The organism is Nonomuraea thailandensis, assembly GCF_024172165.1.
In the GTDB taxonomy this organism is placed as follows: Bacteria; Actinomycetota; Actinomycetes; order Streptosporangiales; family Streptosporangiaceae; genus Nonomuraea; species Nonomuraea thailandensis.
This window is the reverse complement of the sequence record NZ_JAMZEB010000002.1, coordinates 3,582,273-3,599,604: the sequence shown is the minus strand read 5'-3', so window position 1 is coordinate 3,599,604 and position 17,332 is coordinate 3,582,273. Positions and strand designations below refer to the sequence as shown.

Sequence of the window (17,332 nt, the reverse complement as noted above, 5' to 3'; positions counted from 1 at the left end):
CCTGGCATAACACCACGCTTATGGATTGAAGGGCCGGAATGGAGCTGCGGGACATCGAGATCTTCCTGACGCTGGCCGAAGAGCTGCACTTCAGCCGTACCGCCGAGAAGCTGCACATCACCCAGGCCCGGGTCAGCCAGTCCATCAAGAAGCAGGAACGCCGTGTCGGGGCTCCGCTGTTCGGGCGCACCAGCCGCGCCGTACGGCTGACGCCCATCGGCAGCCGGTTGCGCGACGACCTGCGGCAGGCGTACGACCTGATCAACGGCGGGCTGGAGCGCGCGGCCGGCGTCGCGCAGGGGATCCGGGGCACCCTGCGGCTGGGCGTGATGGGCGCGCTGGGCAACGAGCTGCGCCCGCTGATCGAGGCGTTCGCGGAGCGGCATCCCGGCTGCGAGGTGCAGGTCACCGAGTTCCACTTCAGCGACCCGTTCACCGCGTTGCGCTCGGGCGAGGCCGATCTGCAGCTGATGTGGCTGCCGGTCCGGGAGCCGGATCTCGTCGTCGGCCCCGTGGTGCTGACCGAGGGGCGCGTGCTCGCCGTCGCCGGGAGCTCCGACCTGGCCGGCCGCGCGTCCGTGTCCATGGAGGACCTCGCCGGCCGCCCCGTCCTCGACCCGGGAACCGACGGGCCGGGCTACTGGTTCGAGGGCATGCTGCCCGCCTCCACCCCGTCCGGGGCGCCCGTTCCCCGGGGGCCGCGCGTCCGCACGTTCCACGAGGCACTCGCGCTCGTCGCCGCCGGCCGGATCGTCTGCCCGCTCAACGCGCACGTCACCCGCTACTACAACTATCCCGGCATCGTGTGCCTGCCCATCCACGACGCCCCGTCCACCGAGTGGGCGCTGGTCCGGCGCTCGGCCGGCGAGACGCCGCTCGTCCGCGCGTTCGTCCGGACGGGAAGCGACCTCGGGATGCTCGCCATCTGACCCCTGCGCACCGGCCGCCTGAGAGGGCGCTCCGGCTGCCGGGCGCTGGGACGCACAGTACGCGGGCCGCGCCGTGGACGAGACGGAGCCGGGGGTGGAGGCGGCCGAGGCGTACTCCCGCCACTGCGACGCCCACCGAGGCGAGCCCGGCACCGTGGCGCCCTGCGGCAGAGCCGTCCCGGGGCGCGACGCGCTGCTGCGCGCCGGTGCGGTGCTGCCGGGCACGCCCACCGGCTCCGGCGAGGACGCGTGCGTCGCCGTCCGCTACGAGCACGCCGTCCTGGGCGTCACCTCGTCGGCGAGGCGGATTTCAGGCGGCGGGACTTCAGGCGGCGGACTTCGGCGGATGGGTGAGGTCGCCGGCATGGCCGGTGTTCGGTTGCCGGCGGGCCGGCCGCGCCGCGGCGCCTGCCCGGCCGCTCAGCTCCCTGTCCGCGTGACGGACGCGAGGAGCGCCAGCCTGTCGGCGCTGCCGGTGCCGGGGTCCGGATGGAGGACGACGAGTGTCTGGCCGGTCGCGCCGCTGACGCCCAGTCTCTCCCGGTTCAGCCACAGGCCACCGACCTGGGGGTGGTCGATGAGCTTGGGCGTGCCTTCGCACGTGTTCACGTCGTGGCGGGCCCAGAGCCTGCTGAAGCGGCGGCTGGCGAGGCAGAGCTCGCCGACGAGCTCGATGAACCGGGGGTCGTCGGTGTCGGTGCCGACGGACTCGCGGAAGCCGGCGACCATGCCCTGCGCGGCGTCCTCCCAGCCCGGGAACAGGGCCTGCTCGGCGGGGTCGAGGAACACGTCCCGCAGGCGGTTGCGCCCCTCCACGAGGCGGGGCGACAGCGCGGTCGCCAGCGCGTTGGCGGTCAGGACGTCGAAGTAGCGGCCCTCCACGTACGCGGGGAGCGTGAGCGTGCCGACGAGCCGGGCCACCCCCGCGGGGACGGTCTCCTTGCGGGGCCGGCGCCGGCGCCGCCGGGGTTGCCGCGACCCGAGGCGGAGCAGGTAGGCCGTCGCGTCGTCGTCGAGCCGCAGCACCCGGGCCAGGGACTCCAGGACCTGCGCGGACGGGTTGCGGTCGCGGCCCTGCTCCAGGCGCAGGTAGTAGTCGGCGCTGATGCCGGCGAGCATCGCGACCTCCTCCCGCCGCAGGCCCGGCACCCGCCGTACGCCCACGGACGGGATGCCGGCCTGGTCGGGGGTGACGAGCTCCCGGCGGGCGCGTACGTAGTCGCCCAGAAGGTTGGATCCCTCGCTCATGCCCCCCACGGTAGTGCGCGCACCCCGGTGCGTGCCTGGCCCCCTCACCCCCAGGATCGCGGGGGCTCTGGCTGCGCCGGCGGGCGGGCGGAAGCCTCATCTCCGGACGAACACCTGCGACGCACCAAGGAGCTACGCATGTCGACATATGTACTGGTACACGGGGCCTGGCACAGCGGGCGATGCTGGGAGCGGGTGGTCCCGCTGCTGGCCTCGGCCGGGCACCGGGTGCTCGCGCCGTCGCTGACCGGCTACGGCGACAAGAGGCACCTGCTCGGCCCCGAGGTGGGGCTGGACACGCACGCCGGCGACATCGTCGGGCTGATCACCGAGGAGGGCCTCACCGACGTGATCCTGGTGGGCCACAGCTACGCCGGGCTGGTCATCTCCTCCGCCGCCAACCGGATCCCGGACCGCATCGCCCACCTGGTCTATCTCGACGCGATGGTCCCGGAGGACGGCGAGAGCGCGGTGGACGTGCAGCCCATGACCCAGGCCCTCATCGACCGGGCCGCGCGGTCCGAGGCCGGCTGGCGGATCCCGCCGATGCCCGCATCGCCGCCGCCGGTGGGCCTGTTCGGCGTCACCGACCCGGCGGACGTGGCCTGGCTGCGGGCGATGTTGTCGGACCAGCCGGTGCTCTGCCTCCAGCAACCGGTCCGGCTGGACAACCCGGCGGTGCGCCGGATCCCGCGCACGCACATCCACTGCGTGGCCGGCGTACCGGAGGGCATCGAGCGGCGGCCCGTTCCCGCGATCCAGCCCAACGGCAGCCCGGCGCAGGTGTGGGAGCTGGAGACGGGCCACGACTGCATGATCACCATGCCGGCCGAGCTGACCGGACTGCTGCTCAAGCTCGGCTGACAGGTCGCGGCGGCGATCCCGGAGACGACGGCGGGCACCCGGCGCCCGGCCGCGCGGGACAGGGCCGCGCGGGACAGGGCCGCGAGCGGGTTGCGCACGCCGCCGGCCGGCATCATCGTCGACTGCAGGGGCCCGCCGGCTCCTCGGCGAAACCCTTGGGGGGACCGATTCTGCCAGTCCGATGACCAGGAGAACCGGCATGCCGACACCCGCCGACGAACGTGAAACCCAGGTCGACTCCTCGCGCCGCAGAACGGTGGGCGCCGTGGTGATCGGCCACTTCATCGAGGTCTACGACATGGCCCTCTACGGCCTGTTCGTCGCCCCCATCTCGACGGCCTTCTTCCCGGCGGGCAACGCCGAGGCCGCGCTGATCGCGACCTTCGCCGTCTTCGGCGTCTCCTTCCTGTCGAGGTCGGCGGGCAGCCTGTTCTTCGGGGTGATGGCCGATCGGGTGGGCCGGCGTAACGCGATGATGACGTCGATCCTCCTGGTCGGGCTGGCGACCGCCGGCATCGGCCTCATCCCCACCTACGAGACGGCGGCGCTGCTCTCCCCGATCCTGCTCGTCGTGTGCAGGCTCCTTCAGGGGTTCGCCTCGGGCGGGGAGACCACGGTCGCCCCGGTGTTCCTCGGCGAGTACGCCTCACCAAGGCGGCGCGGGTTCCTGACGTCGTTCATCTCCGCCGCGGGGAACCTGGGCACCCTGGCCGCGGCCGCCACGGGTGTGATCATCGGCCTGGCGGTGGACGCGCGCACGTTCGACGCCTGGGGGTGGCGTGTGGCGTTCCTGATCGCCGCGCCGCTGGCCCTGGTGGGCCTGTACTTCCGCTACGGGCTGCGGGAGCCGCCGGCGTACGAGGCCGCGCGTGCCGGGGTGCGCAACGCCTCGATCGGGACGGCCCTGCGGCGCAGCCGGCGCATGATCCTGCGCGTGAGCTGCGTCGGCGCGCTGGGAACCACCTTCTACATCATGTTCGTCTACTACCCGACCTACCTCGTGCGTGAGAGCGACCTGTCGGCCGGCCAGGCCCGCGCGGTGCCGCTGATCCTCATCTCGACGCTCGTGGTGTTCAACCCGCTGGTCGGGCTGCTCGGCGACCGGGTCGGGCGGCGGGTGCCGCTCGTGCTGGGCGGGCTGGCGTCGATGTTGTTCGTGCTGCCCGGCTTCCTGGTCGCCCGCGGCGGCGGCTTCGCGGCGGCCGTGCTGGGCGGCCTGCTCATCCTGGTGAGCGTCCCGCTGTGCCTGGGCGCGATCCACGCCGTGGCGATGGAGTTCTACCCGACCGAGGTACGTGCCACGGCGGGCGGCATCGCCTGGACCCTCGGGACCTTCGTCTTCTCCGGCCTGCCGCCCCTGGTCGTCAACGTGCTCACCACGCAGGCCGGCCTGCCGCTGTCGCCGGCGTTCGTGATCATGGGGACGGCGGTGATCGGGATCGTCGCCGCGTGGGGGCTGCCGGACAGCCGGAAGATCCGGCTGGAGTCCGTGGAGTCGTCGATCAGGGACCAGCGGGAGGCCGCGGCCACCTGATTCAAGGCCGCGCTCGTGCCCCGGTCCGGGAGAGCCGTACGTGGAGCTGCCCGCCGGCCAGGGCGAGGAGTTCGGGTTCTCCGGGACCGTGTGAAGGGCCTGAGCCGATCGTCAGGGGGTCGGCGTAGGCGCCGCGGGCGATGGCGGCCCTGTGGTCCTCGAGGAACGCGGCGAGCTCGCCGTCTGGGTCGCGCACCACCTCCACGGCCAGCGCGACCGGCTCGCCCGGCCGGCTTCCCTGGCGTTTGCGCAGGTCGTTGACCAGCCGCGTGAACTCCCTGGCCAGCCCCTCCAGCCGCAGCCCGCGATCCATCGACGTGTCGACCGCCACGGCGTACGGTCCGTCGGCGGACAGCTGCCATCCCGCGGCCGGAGTCTCGGCGAGCTGGAGGTGTGCCCGGCGTACCGGGAATCCCCGCAGTTCGACGCTGCCGTCCCGGCCGAGCCGGGCCAGCAACCGTTCCGGGTCGGCCGCGGCGATGGCGGCGGCGACGTCCCGGGTCCGTGAGCCGAACTCCCGGCCGAGCGCGCGGAAGTCCGGTTTGACGGTCACCCGGCGGCCCGGCGGCTCGCCGAACTCGACGGCTTTCACGTTGAGCTCCCCTTCGACCACCTCGCGCAGGCCGATGAGGCGGGCGCGTTCGGCGGCGGGGACGGTGACGGTGGCGCGGCGCAGCGGCTGGCGGGCCGGGATGCCGGCCGCGGCCCGGGCGTCCCGGCCCAGCGAGGTGAGCCGTCGCGCGAGCGCCATGGCCGAGCACAGCTCGCCGTCGCGAGCCCCTGGGTCGGGGCGGGGGTACTGCGTCATGTGCACGGGGCTGGTGACGCGGGCCGGGTCCGGCTCCGCCGGATCCGGCGGGAAGGCCAGTTTCTCGTGGAGCTCGGCGGCCAGGCAGGGGGCGAAGGGGGCGAGCAGGCCGGCCAGCGTCACCAGGCAGGTGTGCAGGGTCGCGAAGGCGGCCTCGTCCCGGCCTGCCCAGAAGCGTTCGCGGCAGCGGCGCACGTACCAGTTGGACAGGTCGTCGGTGAAGAGCGCCAGGCAGCGGGCCGCCGCGGCCGGATCGAACCCGGACAGCGCGGCGTCGGCCCGCGCGCAGGTCTCGGCGAGCCGGGCGAGAACCCACCGGTCCATGACCGTGCGGCCGGTGACCGTGCGGCCGGTGACCGTGCGGCCGGTGACCGTGCGGCCGGTGACCGTGCGGCCGGTGACCGTGCGGCCGGTGGCTGTGCGGGGTGTCCAGCCGGCGAGGCCGGCGTAGGTGACGAAGAAGACCGCCGTGTTCCACACCGTGCGCAGTGTCCTGCCCGCGGTGTCCGGCTCGTCGAACATCGCCCAGCGGGAGACGTCGCAGACCTGCCCGCCGCCGTCGCGGGGCGCGCTCGCCGGGGGGCGCAGGGCGTGCCGGTGACCGTCGCGTCCCGACACCAGGCGGGCGACGGTGTCCACGGAGTACAGCCAGCTGCGGGAGCCGCAGGCCAGGTCGAGCGGCTCGGGGTGGCGGGCGTGCCGGGCACCGGCGTCGTACCAGGCGTCGGTCACGCCCGGCACCCTGGTCATGGCGCCGCCACAGCTCGCGCAGGCGAAGGAGATCTCGTCCACGTACGGGCGGTGCGGGTCGAGCCCGGCCAGATCGGCTCCGGCCAGCGCCCCCAGCTCGGCACGGGACGCGATCGCGATCGTGTGCCCGCACGAGCCGCAGCGCCACAGCGGCAGAGGCGTGCCCCAGTAACGTTCCCGCGACACCGTCCAGCCGTTCCCGGCGTCGGGGCCGAGGTGCCAGCCGGGCGCGGCGGCGTAGTGGAGCGGCGTGCGGCAGTACACGCAGAACGGGAAGGCGTGCCGGTGCGCGCGGGAGTGGACCAGCAGCCCCGCCGCGCGCAGGTGCCGGGTGATCGGGTCGTCCGCGTCACGGATGTACAGGCCCGCGTACGGGCCGGTGCGGGCGTCGAAACGGCCGTCCGGGCCGACCGGCTTGACGACCGGCACGCCGTGCCGCCTGGCCACCCGCATGTCGTCGGGCCCGTACGCGGCGCCGGTGTGCACGATCCCGGTGCCCTCGTCCGGCTTGACGAAGCCGTCGGCCACCACGAACCGCCACGAGGAGGGATCGCCGTCCGGATCGTCGGCCGATCCCGGTCCCACGAAGCCGAAGGGCGCCCGGTAGCGCGCGCCTTCCAGCTCGCAGACCGGCACCTCGCGCAGCACCCGCGCGCCCTCCCCCAGCGCCGGCGCCACGCGGCCGGCGGCCAGCACCACGGGCCGGTCCCCCGCCCTGCCGCCGGTGGCCAGCACGTACGCCAGGCCCGGCCCGACGACGGCCAGCGTGGCAGGGATCAGGGTCCAGGGCATGGTGGTCCAGATCAGCAGGTCGGCCTGACCCGCGAGCGGGCCGGTCAGCAGCGGGAAACGGACGTACAGGCCGAGATCCTCGGTCTCCTCGTAGCTCCGGGCGAGCTCATGGCCGGCGAGCGCGGTCCCGCAGCGCGGGCACCAGGGCGACACGCGCTCCTCCTCGCGCAGCAGGCCCCGCTCGTACAGCTGCTTCAGCGTCCCCCATACAGCCTCCACGTCCTGCGGCGTCATCGTCGCCGGAGCCGAGGCGCGGCAGAGCCGGTTGAACCCGGCCACGCCGTACCGTTCGATCTGCCGCCTGCCGGACAACCCGAGCTGCTGCTCGATCCGCAGCTCCGTCGCGATGCCATGGCCCGTCCACTCCCGCATCACCGGTGCCGAGCAGCCCTTCATGGTCCAGTAGCGCCGGTAGAGGTCCTCGATCGCCTCGGCGCCCGTTGCGCCGCGGAGGGCGGGCTCGCGGGCGAACCTGCGGATCGGCCGGCCCGGTACTACGGGGTGGTCCGGCAACCTCGCCGGGACACGTGCCGCCAGTTCGGCCCACTCCGCGATCGGCTCGAACCTCACCCGCGTCGCCCCCCTTCCACGGCAGGCGCGCCCACCGCCCGCACCGCCGCGATGATCCGCGCCCGGTCGTCGTCGCTCAGCGCCCGCGCGTTGTCGCCCAGCGCGGCCCGTCCCCGGTGGGTCAGGCGGACGAGCAGGCACCGCTGATCGTCGGCCGAGCGTTGCCTGGTGACCAGGCCTGCGGCGTCGAGCCTGGCCAGGACCCGGCTGAGGTGGCCGGGGTCGAGCCGCAGCCGCCGCCGCACGGACCTGACCTCGCAGCCGTCCTGGGTTGCCAGGTCCAGCAGGACGCGGGTCTCGGCCAGGGAGAACGAGCCGGCCATGCCGGTCATGACGTACGCGTGGAACCGGTCGAGAGCCTGGATCATCGCAAACATCGTTGACCCAATCAATGGATACGTTGACTCAGTCAATTGATAGCGGACGAGCGCGGGGTTCGTCCAGACCCCCGGCGGAGCGGAGCTCCGCGGCCACTGAGCGCAGATGCCCGATCATCGCGACGGCGGCGGGCAGCCGGCGTGCCAGTGCCGGCGTGGCGGTCATCACGGTCCTGGTCAGCGACGGCTCGCTCAGCGGGCGCACGACGAGGTCGGGAGCCGTCGCGGGCAGGGTGAGGAACGGGGCGAGCGCCACCCCCAGCCCCGCGGCGACCAGCCCTCGCACCGTCATCTGGTCATCGGTCCTGAAGGCGATGACCGGCTCGAACCCCGCCTGCCGGCACGCCTGGGGCAGGACGTCGACGGTGGACCCCCGGTGCACCCCCTGGATCCACCGCTCGCCGGCCAGATCGGCGAGCCGGACGCGGGCGCGCCCGGCCTGACGGTGACCCGGCGGCAGCGCGATGTACAGCGGGTCGACGAGCAGCGGCCGCACCTCGACGTTCGAAGGGAGCACCAGGGGCACGGCGGGGAACTCGTACACCAGCGCCAGGTCCAGTTCGTGCGCGGCGACGGCGGCCACGGCCTCGTCGCGGTCGGCCTCCACCAGCTCCACCGACACTCCGGGCCGCTCGCGCAGGAAGGCGCGTACGGCCAGGGGCATGAGCGTGGCGTTGGCGGTCGTGAACGACCCGAACCGCAACCTCCCGCCTTCCCCCGAACGGATCGCGGCCAGCGTGCTCTCGGCGGCACGCAGCTCCGTCATGATCCGCTCGGTGTGCTCCAGGAGCGCCCGGCCGGCCTCGGTCAGCCGCACGCCCCGGGCGTGCCGTTCGAGCAGCCGGGCCCCGGCCTCCCTCTCGAGCACGGAGATCTGCTGCGACAGCGCCGAGGTGGTGTACGACAGCGCCGCGGCGGCACGAGTGAGCGACCCGTGGCAGGCCACCTCCCGCAGGACGCGGAGCCTGGCCAAGTCGAGCATGCGAAAACGCTAAACCCCTCCTTAAGAAGCTGTCGATTGTGCTTAACGCACCAAGCCCCTCAATCTGGCGTCATGCGATTCGGAACCCCCTACGACGAGGTCTACGCCGAAAACGCGTTCGTACCGGAGAAGGAGTCCAGGCTCAGCGTCCTGGCCAACGCGGTCTCCTACGGCACAGGCACCTTCGAAGGCATCAGGGCCTGCTGGAACCCCGATCACCAGGAGCTCTACCTGCTGCAGGCGCGCGCCCACTACGAGCGGATGGCGCGCTCGGCCCGCATACTCGGGCTGGAGCCGCCCCACGGCCCGGACCAGCTCGTCCATCTCACCGCCGAACTGCTGCGCCGCAACGGGGTGCGCGCCGACGCCTACGTGCGCCCCCTCCTGCTGCAGGCGGGCGAGCAACTGGCCGTCCGGATGCACGACTGCGGCACGCGCCTGTACCTGGCCGCGACCCCCATGCCGGACGACTACATCGACCGGCGCGGCGTGCGCTGCACGGTGAGCGCCTGGCGCAGGACCGCCGACGCCGCGGTGCCCAACCGGGCCAAGGTGATCGGCAGTTACGCCGGGCCCGCGCTGGCCAAGACCGAGGCGCTACGCAACGGCTTCGACGAGGCGATCATGCTGACCGGCGACGGCTACGTGGCCGAGGCCACCACCTCCAACGTGCTGATCAGGACCGGCGAGCGCTGGGCCACCCCGGCCGCCACGGACGACATCCTCGCCGGCATCACGCGCAGCCAGGTCATGCGTCTCCTGCGCGAACACACCGGCGCCGTCGTCGAGGAACGGCGCGTGCACCGCTCGGAGCTCTACTCCTGCGACGAGGCTCTGCTGTGCGGGACGGCCGTGCTCGTCACCCCGGTCGTCGAGGTGGACGGACGGCCCGTCGGTGACGGGCACCCGGGCGAGACGACGCTCGCCGTACAGCGCCTGCTGCAAGCGATCAGCCGCCGCGAGGAGGCCGATCACCCCGAATGGACCACACCCGTGTACGGAGCCGCCCGATGCTGACCACCCTGAGCGCCATCCCGCCCACCCGCGTCTGGAAAGACGTCCTGGCCCGCGTGATCCACGGCGAGCAGCTCACCCTGGCCGTCGTCGAGCTGCCCCCGGGCGGCCTGGTCCCCGAACACCGCCACGTCAACGAGCAGATCGGCCTGTGCCTGCACGGCACGCTCACCTTCCGGGTCGGCCAGGAGACCCGGGACCTGGGGCCCGGCGGCTCCTGGCGCATCCTCGCGAACGTCGCCCATGAGGTCCAGGCAGGACCGGAAGGCGCGGTCGTGGTGGAAGCGTTCGCCCCGGCACGCGACGACTGGGCCGGGCTCGAACAGGCGGCCCCGGCCCCGCCGCGCTGGCCTTCCACCCACTGAGGCCAGGCAGGATCACCAGCCGTCGCCGTCATGCCGCGAGGCCCGTCCCTGGACCGGAACGGGCCTCGGACCTGCGGTGAATCAGAGAGCCATCAGCTTGAACCCGGCCTGGTCGATGTAGCGGGCCGACCAGAACTCGCCGTTCCCCTTGCCGGGATACCAGTACATCCCGCCGCTCCCGTCATAGACGGCGAGCAGGTCGCGTTTACCGTCCTGGTTGAGGTCCGCCAGCTCCATGTGGCGGAATCCCGCCTGCCCGAGGTAGCGGGCGGACCAGAACGTCCCGTCGCCCTTGCCGGGATACCAGTGCATCCCATGGCTTCCGTCGTAGACCGCGAGAAGATCGGCCGCGCCGTCGTTGTTGAGGTCGCCCACCGCCATGTTCTTGAAGCCGGCCTGGTCGATGTAGCGGGCCGACCAGAACGTCCCGTCGCCCTTGCCCGGATACCAGTGCATCCCGCCGCTGCCCTCATAGATGGCGAGCAGGTCGAGCTTGCCGTCCTGGTTGAGATCCGCCAGCTCCATGTGGCGGAAGCCGGCCTGGTCGAGGTAGCGGGCCGACCAGAACGTCCCGTCGCCCTTGCCCGGGTACCAGTAGAGCCCGTTGCTGCCCTCATAGATCGCCAGCAGGTCGGCCTTGCCGTCGCCGTTCAGGTCGCCCTTCGCCATCAGCTTGAACCCGGCCTGCGACCAGTAACGGGCCGACCAGAACGTCCCGTCGCCCTTGCCCGGATACCAGTAGAGCCCTCCGTCGCTGTCGTAGATCGCCAGCAGGTCGGCCTTGCCGTCACCGTTCAGGTCCGCGGGATTCCTGGCCGGCGGCGGGGGCGGCGGCGGAGGCGGAGGCACCGGAGGATTCGGCGGCTGGGGAGGATTCTGCCCGGTGTCGTCTCCGACGTCACGGCAGGTGCGGCTGGTGATGGTGACCGTCTGGTTGTCGGCGAAGGAGATGTACAGCGGATTGATGACGTCGTTGTTGGTGAACGGGGACCGTGAGGAGGAGAGATAGTTGCCTCCCACGTTGAGCCCGCTGGCCGTGAAGTAGACGGTGCACGGGTAAGGCACCACGAACTGATCGATGTCGATCCCGGGCCAGCCGCCGGCGCGACCGCCGTTGGGCGAGACGTAGCCGACGTTCCACACGCTGCTGTTGTCGTCGTCCTTCCAGCGATACTCGATCAGAGCGCTGGAGTTGTTCACCAGCTCGCCACAGGGAGGAACGGAGCATCCCCCCAGAGCCGCGACCCGGCCGTCCGCCCTGCCGGAGCCCTCCGCCACCGCGGGAGACGCGCTGATGAAGACGGGTGCTGCGATGATGGCGACGGCTGACATCGCCCATCGCCGTGATAACACCATGGTTCCCCTTCCGAATGCCGGTGCCTGAGCCGCTCCAGGGGTTCACGAGACAAGGCGTCACGCCCCCCGACCTGCGCCCTGGGTCAGCGGTCTACCGCATGTTAGGTTTGCCCCGACTTGTTCAGCCCCAGGTCGAGCACTGAACAAACAACTACAGCTAGGCAGGGCGGACATGGGCAGGCCTGAGCGGGCTCTGGACCCGACCGCTGGACCGGTGCAGCGACTCGCGCACGAACTCCGCGGTCTGCGCGACTCTGCCGGGCGGCCCAGTTACCGGACGATGGCCAAGGCCGCCCACTACTCGATGACAGCGCTGGCCGAGGCCGCGGGCGGCGAGCGCCTGCCGAGCCTGGCGGTCACACTGGCCTATGTCACCGCCTGCGGCGGCGACCGTACGGCGTGGGAGAAACGCTGGCGCGAAGCCGAGGCCGAGCTCACGGGCAGCAACGCCGGAGGCGACACCACCGCGCCCTACCCCGGGCTCGCCGCGTACGGGCCGCAGGACGCCGACCGCTACTTCGGCCGGGAGCGGCTCGTCGAGCACGTGGTGCACCAGGTCACCGGAAGGCCCGTCGTCGCCGTCTTCGGCGCGTCCGGCAGCGGGAAGTCCTCGCTGATCCGCGCCGGGCTCCTGCCCGCCTCACGCTCGCACCCGGCGTTCTCCGGGCACGAGTGGTCGTGGATCCTCCTGACCCCCACCCGGTCCCCGATCCAGGAACTGGCCTGCGCCGTGGCCGACTGGAGCGGGCGCGAACCCCGCAACGAACCCAGCCGCGGCGAACCCAGCCGCGGCGAACACGGTCGCGGCGAACACGGCTGGCTCGATCGAACCCTCCGGCTCGCCGACCCCGGCGGCGACAAGCGCGTCCTGCTGGTCGTCGACCAGTTCGAAGAGTTGTTCACCCTGTGCCCCGACCCCGCCGAGCGGACCGCCTTCATCGACGAGCTCCTGGACGCGGCACTCGGCGCGGAACGGGTGGCCACCGTCGTACTCGGGATCCGCGCCGACTTCTACGGCCACTGCGCGACACATCCCGCCCTGGCAGAAGTGCTCAGCCAGGACACCCACGTCCTCGTCGCACCGATGACCAGGACCGAGCTCCGGTCGGCCATCACCCAGCCCGCGCTGCGCGCCGGACTGACCATCGAGCGCGACCTCACCACGACACTGCTGGCCGACATCGCCGACGAACCCGGCGGCCTCCCGCTGCTGTCCCACGCCCTGCTCGAAACCTGGCGCCGCCGCCGCGGCACCACGCTGACCCTCACCGGATACCACGCCTGCGGCGGCGCCCACGGGGCACTGGCACAGACCGCCGAGCGCACCTACGCCGGCTTCGACGACCCGCAGAAAGACGCCGCTCGCCGGGTGTTCCTGCGGTTGACGGCCCTCGGCGACGGCACCGAGGACACCCGGCGCCGGGCCGCGCACACCGAGCTGGCCACCATCGCCGACCAGGCGACCGTGACCGGCGTGCTGAACCGGCTGGCGGCGGCCCGGCTGGTGGTCATCGGCGAGGACAGCGTGGAGGTCGCGCACGAGGCGCTCATCCGCGCCTGGCCGCGCCTGCGGCGCTGGCTCACCGACGACCGGGACGGGCTGATGCTGCACCGCCGGCTCACCGACGCCACACAGCTCTGGCAGTCCGCGGACCGCGACCCCGACCTGCTCTACCGCGCCGCCCAGCTCGACCAGGCGACGGCGTGGGCCGAGCTGCCGGACCACGCCACGGCCCTCAACGCCGGCGAACGCGACTTCCTCGACGAGGCGATCCGGCTGCGGGACAAGCAGATCCGCGCGCGCAAGCGCCGGGCCTCACGGATCCGCGTCGTCACCGCGGCGGTCGTGGCGCTGCTGGCCGCCGCGACACTGATCACCGTGATCCAGCGCAACGACGCCCGCGAGGCACACCGAGGGGCGGTCGCCCGCCAGCTCGTCGCCGAGGCGACAGCGCTGCGCGAGGTCGATCCGCTGCGCGCCGCCCAGCTCAGCCTGGCCTCCTGGCGGATCGCACCCGACCTCCCCGCCACCCGCAACAGCCTGATCAGCACCCAGGCGGTGACGCTGCCCACCAGGATCCCCGGCCACAGCGGCGAGGTCCGCGACGTGGCGTTCAGCCCGGACGGCCACCTCATGGCGACCGCATCGGACAAGGGCACCGTCCGGATGTGGAACGCCTCGACCCACCAGCCGCTGGGCCCGCCGCTCACCGGCCACACCGCCATGGTGAACGGCGCGGCGTTCAGCCCGGACGGGACGATGCTCGTGACCGCCTCCACCGACCAGACGCTGCGATTATGGGACGTCACCGGACGCCGAACCGCCGGCGAGCCGCTCACCGGCCACACAGGAGTCGTCACCGGTGTCGCGTTCAGCCCGGACGGACGCCTGGTGGTGAGCGCCGGCGCCGACGGCACGCTGCGGGTCTGGAACCCCGCCACCCGGCTCGCCGTCGGAAAGCCGCTCACCGGGCACGACGGCCCCATCACCGCGGTCACGATCAGCCCCGACGGCTCCACGATCGCCAGCTCCGGCAACGACAAAACAGTACGGCTGTGGAACCTGACCACCCGCCGGCCGATCGGCCGCCCCCTGACCGGGCACACCAGCCTCACCAACGGCGTGGCCTTCAGCCCCGACGGCCGCATCCTGGCATCGACCAGCGGCGACAAGTCGGTGCGGCTGTGGAACGTCGCGACCGGAACACCAGCAGGCGACCCCCTGCACGGGCACACCAACGTCACCTACGGCGTGGCCTTCAGCCCCGACGGCCGCATCCTCGCCAGCAGCGGCTGGGACAAGACCGTCCGGCTGTGGGACGTCGCCACCCGCCGGCCGCTCGGCACCCCCCTCACCGGCTCCACGAGCAGTGTCTTCAACATCTCCTTCAGCCCCGACGGCTCGGCGCTCGGCGGCGGCGACTCCGACGGCTCCCTCCTGATCTGGCGGCTGCGGACGACCCTCCTGCCCGGGCACACCGACGCGGTCTACGCCGTCGCGCTCGGCCCCGGCGGCGTCGCGGCCACCGCCTCCGACGACCGCACCGTTCGCCTGTGGGGAATCTCCGGCAACCAGCCCCTCGGCCCCCCACTCACCGGGCACACCGCCGAGGTCCGCGCGATGGCCTTCGGCCCGCGAGGCGACCTCCTGGTGACCGGCAGCTGGGACGGAACGCTCCGCCTGTGGGACACCACCAGCCGCAAGCAACTCGGCGCCCCGCTCACCGGCCACACCGGCTGGATCCGCGGAGTCGCGATCAGCCCCGACGAAGCCCTGATCGCCACCGCCGGCATGGACACCACAGTCCGGCTGTGGGACACGGCCACACGCGAACAGCTCGGCACCCCACTGGCCGGCCATACCAACTCGGTCACCGGCGTCGCCTTCAGCCCCGACGGACGCACCCTCGCCACCGCCGCCAACGACACCACCGTACGGCTGTGGGACGTGACGACCCGAACCCCGCTCGGCGACCCGCTGACCGGCCACACCAGCGCGGTACGCGACGTCGCGTTCAGCCCGGACGGCGCCACACTCGCCACCGTCGGCGACGACAAGACCGTCCGCCTCTGGGACACCGGAAGCCGCACCCGGATCGCCGCCCTGACCGGACACACCGCCGAAGTCCTCAAAGTGGCCTTCAGCCCGGACGGACACGAACTGGCCAGTACGGGCCTGGACAAGACCGTCCGCCTGTGGGACCTCCGAAGCCGCTCAGCCACAGCGACCTTCACCGCGAGCACCGGCCTGGCCGGCGTCGCCTACGTCCCCGGCGGACTGCTGACCGGCGGCGTGACCGGCGACCTCCTGCGCTGGACCACAGACGTGAAGCACGCCGCCGCACACGTCTGCACCGCCACCAGAGCCGACCTCACCGACGAAGAATGGCACAGACACGTCCCGTCCTGGCCGAACCAGCCCCTGTGTCACTGACCCCGCAGGCGGGACACGAGGCCGGCGAATCGTGGTGGTCACGGTGGAGAGCGGCACGGCAAATGTCGGCGTTCGGCAGCAGACAGCCGCTACCGTGCCTCCATGATGACGCGCACGAACGGTTCGTGACGTCCGGGCCGTCAGGTACAGGAGAGGGACGGCCCGGGCGTTCGACGAGCCCGCCGCCCGCACGATGCTGGAACTGGCACTGTCGCGGGCCACCGACCCGGCCTCTGCGGTCGACCATCAGGAGAGCGTACGGGCGAAGCCCGTGCTGTTTGTCGATTTTCGGATCTTGATCAACTGACGCCCTTTACAAAGTAAGTTCCATGCCGGCTTGACGGCGCTTGATAGGTTCTCTACAGGTGCGCCGGGAAGTCTGGTCGGCAAGTCCCTTCCGTTGCCATGCGAGGATGTGCCGGTGCGCGCCCCTGACCTGATGATCTACTTCCCCGCCGTCTCCCTCGACGCCGCACGGGTGCTCGCGGCGTGAGCGTGCTGTCCTGGGTGAGCGTGGCGGTGTTCCTGGCCGCGTACGCGCTGATCGCCACCGAGAAGGTCCACCGCGTGGCCGCGGCGCTCGGCGGCGCCGGCATCATGCTGGCCGTCCACGCCACCGGCGCCGAGGCCGCGTTCTTCTCCGAGCACGCCGGCATCGACTGGAACGTCATCTTCCTGCTGCTCGGCATGATGATCATCGTCGGCGTGCTGAAGCAGACCGGCGTGTTCGAGTTCCTGGCCATCTGGGCCGCCAAACGTGCCCGCGGGCGGCCGTTCCGGCTGATGGTGCTGCTGGTACTGATCACCGCGGGCGCCTCGGCGCTGCTCGACAACGTCACCACCGTGCTGCTCATCGCGCCGGTGACGTTCCTGGTGTGCGAACGGCTCGCGGTCAACCCGATCCCGTTCCTCATCGCCGAGGCCATGGCGTCCAACATCGGCGGCGCCGCCACCCTCGTCGGCGACCCGCCGAACATCATCATCGCCAGCCGCGGCGGCCTGAGCTTCAACGACTTCCTCATCCACATGGCGCCCATGGTCATCGTGCTGATGGCGGTGTTCGTCGGCCTGTGCTACCTGCTGTTCGGCCGGACGTTCCGGTACGACCCCGAGCGGGCGGCCGAGGTCATGACGCTCAACGAGCGCGAGGCCATCGCCGACCGCAGGCTGCTGTGGCAGTCGCTGGCCGTGCTCGCGCTGGTGCTGGCCGCGTTCGTGCTGCACCCGGTGCTGCACTACGAGCCGTCGGTGGTCGCGCTGCTGGGCGCGGGGGTGCTGGTGGCCGCCACCCGGGTGACCACCGAGCAGGCCATCGCCGAGGTGGAGTGGCCCACGCTGGTGTTCTTCGCCGGGTTGTTCGTCATGGTCGGCGCCCTGGTGGAGACCGGCGTCATCGAAGAGCTGTCGCGGGCCGCGGTCGCCGCCACCGACGGGCGGCTCGCGGTGACCACGATGGGAGTCCTCGGCCTCTCGGCCGTTCTGTCCGCGGTCGTGGACAACATCCCCTACGTCGCCACCATGAGCCCGATCGTCGAGCAACTGGTCCAGGCGGGCGGGAACGGGCCGGCGCAGGTGCTGTGGTGGGCGCTGGCCTTCGGCGCCGACCTCGGCGGCAACGCCACCGCCGTCGGCGCCGCGGCCAACGTGGTGGTGCTCGGCATCGCCGCCCGCAACGGCACGCCGATCAGCTTCTGGCAGTTCACCAAGTACGGCCTGGTCGTCACCGTGGTCACGGTGGTGCTCGTCGCCCCGTACCTGTGGCTGCGCTACCTCCTGTGACCCGGCCGCCCAGGCGTGCCCCACCCGGCT

At 72.4% G+C, this 17,332-nt stretch carries 12 protein-coding genes; 7 read left to right on the top strand and 5 right to left on the bottom strand.

Annotated elements, in window-relative coordinates:
• The first annotated feature begins 38 nt into the window (after positions 1-38).
• Entirely contained in the window at positions 39-929 is an 891-nt protein-coding gene (locus HD597_RS19990) for a LysR family transcriptional regulator (RefSeq protein ID WP_253744181.1), read from the top strand.
• A gap of 420 nt (positions 930-1,349) precedes the next feature.
• Here the strand turns inward: HD597_RS19990 and HD597_RS19985 are convergent, their stop codons facing one another.
• The gene (locus HD597_RS19985; RefSeq protein ID WP_253744180.1) at positions 1,350-2,177 is read right to left on the bottom strand and encodes a helix-turn-helix domain-containing protein; all 828 of its coding nucleotides are present in this window, start codon (positions 2,175-2,177) and stop codon (positions 1,350-1,352) included.
• Between the two features lie 138 nt (positions 2,178-2,315).
• Between HD597_RS19985 and HD597_RS19980 the strand changes: the two genes are divergently transcribed.
• Together HD597_RS19980 and HD597_RS19975 are read left to right on the top strand one after the other, a co-directional pair.
• Positions 2,316-3,041: an alpha/beta fold hydrolase gene (locus HD597_RS19980; RefSeq protein WP_253744179.1), complete on the top strand. Its 726-nt coding sequence runs from the start codon at positions 2,316-2,318 to the stop codon at positions 3,039-3,041.
• Between the two features lie 199 nt (positions 3,042-3,240).
• Positions 3,241-4,575 (top strand): MFS transporter, encoded by a 1,335-nt coding sequence (locus HD597_RS19975; RefSeq protein ID WP_253744178.1) that lies wholly within the window; start codon positions 3,241-3,243, stop codon positions 4,573-4,575.
• 1 nt (position 4,576) lies between these two features.
• Here the strand turns inward: HD597_RS19975 and HD597_RS19970 are convergent, their stop codons facing one another.
• From HD597_RS19970 to HD597_RS19960, 3 genes are read right to left on the bottom strand one after another with little or no spacing between them, the layout of a single operon-like run.
• The gene (locus tag HD597_RS19970) at positions 4,577-7,495 is read right to left on the bottom strand and encodes a class I tRNA ligase family protein (protein WP_253744177.1); all 2,919 of its coding nucleotides are present in this window, start codon (positions 7,493-7,495) and stop codon (positions 4,577-4,579) included.
• Positions 7,492-7,863: a MarR family transcriptional regulator gene (locus tag HD597_RS19965; protein WP_253744176.1), complete on the bottom strand. Its 372-nt coding sequence runs from the start codon at positions 7,861-7,863 to the stop codon at positions 7,492-7,494. The genes HD597_RS19970 and HD597_RS19965 overlap by 4 nt, the downstream gene beginning before the upstream one ends.
• A gap of 37 nt (positions 7,864-7,900) precedes the next feature.
• Positions 7,901-8,854, bottom strand: coding sequence for a LysR family transcriptional regulator (locus HD597_RS19960; RefSeq protein WP_253744175.1), 954 nt, complete (start codon positions 8,852-8,854; stop codon positions 7,901-7,903).
• Positions 8,855-8,926: 72 nt separating this feature from the next.
• On the opposite strand from HD597_RS19960, the gene HD597_RS19955 reads away from it, so the two are divergent.
• Positions 8,927-9,871: an aminotransferase class IV gene (locus HD597_RS19955; protein ID WP_253744174.1), complete on the top strand. Its 945-nt coding sequence runs from the start codon at positions 8,927-8,929 to the stop codon at positions 9,869-9,871.
• The gene (locus HD597_RS19950; RefSeq protein ID WP_253744173.1) at positions 9,865-10,233 is read left to right on the top strand and encodes a cupin domain-containing protein; all 369 of its coding nucleotides are present in this window, start codon (positions 9,865-9,867) and stop codon (positions 10,231-10,233) included. Before HD597_RS19955 ends, HD597_RS19950 begins: the two co-directional genes overlap by 7 nt.
• Positions 10,234-10,314: 81 nt before the next feature.
• Here the strand turns inward: HD597_RS19950 and HD597_RS19945 are convergent, their stop codons facing one another.
• Positions 10,315-11,565, bottom strand: coding sequence for an FG-GAP repeat domain-containing protein (locus HD597_RS19945; protein ID WP_253744172.1), 1,251 nt, complete (start codon positions 11,563-11,565; stop codon positions 10,315-10,317).
• Between the two features lie 196 nt (positions 11,566-11,761).
• Here HD597_RS19945 and HD597_RS19940 point away from each other — a divergent pair, with 196 nt between their 5' ends.
• Both HD597_RS19940 and HD597_RS19935 read left to right on the top strand, forming a co-directional pair.
• Complete coding sequence (locus HD597_RS19940; protein WP_253744171.1) at positions 11,762-15,523, top strand: nSTAND1 domain-containing NTPase; 3,762 nt, start codon at positions 11,762-11,764, stop codon at positions 15,521-15,523.
• A gap of 489 nt (positions 15,524-16,012) precedes the next feature.
• Complete coding sequence (locus HD597_RS19935) at positions 16,013-17,302, top strand: ArsB/NhaD family transporter (RefSeq protein WP_253744170.1); 1,290 nt, start codon at positions 16,013-16,015, stop codon at positions 17,300-17,302.
• Positions 17,303-17,332: the final 30 nt, after the last annotated feature.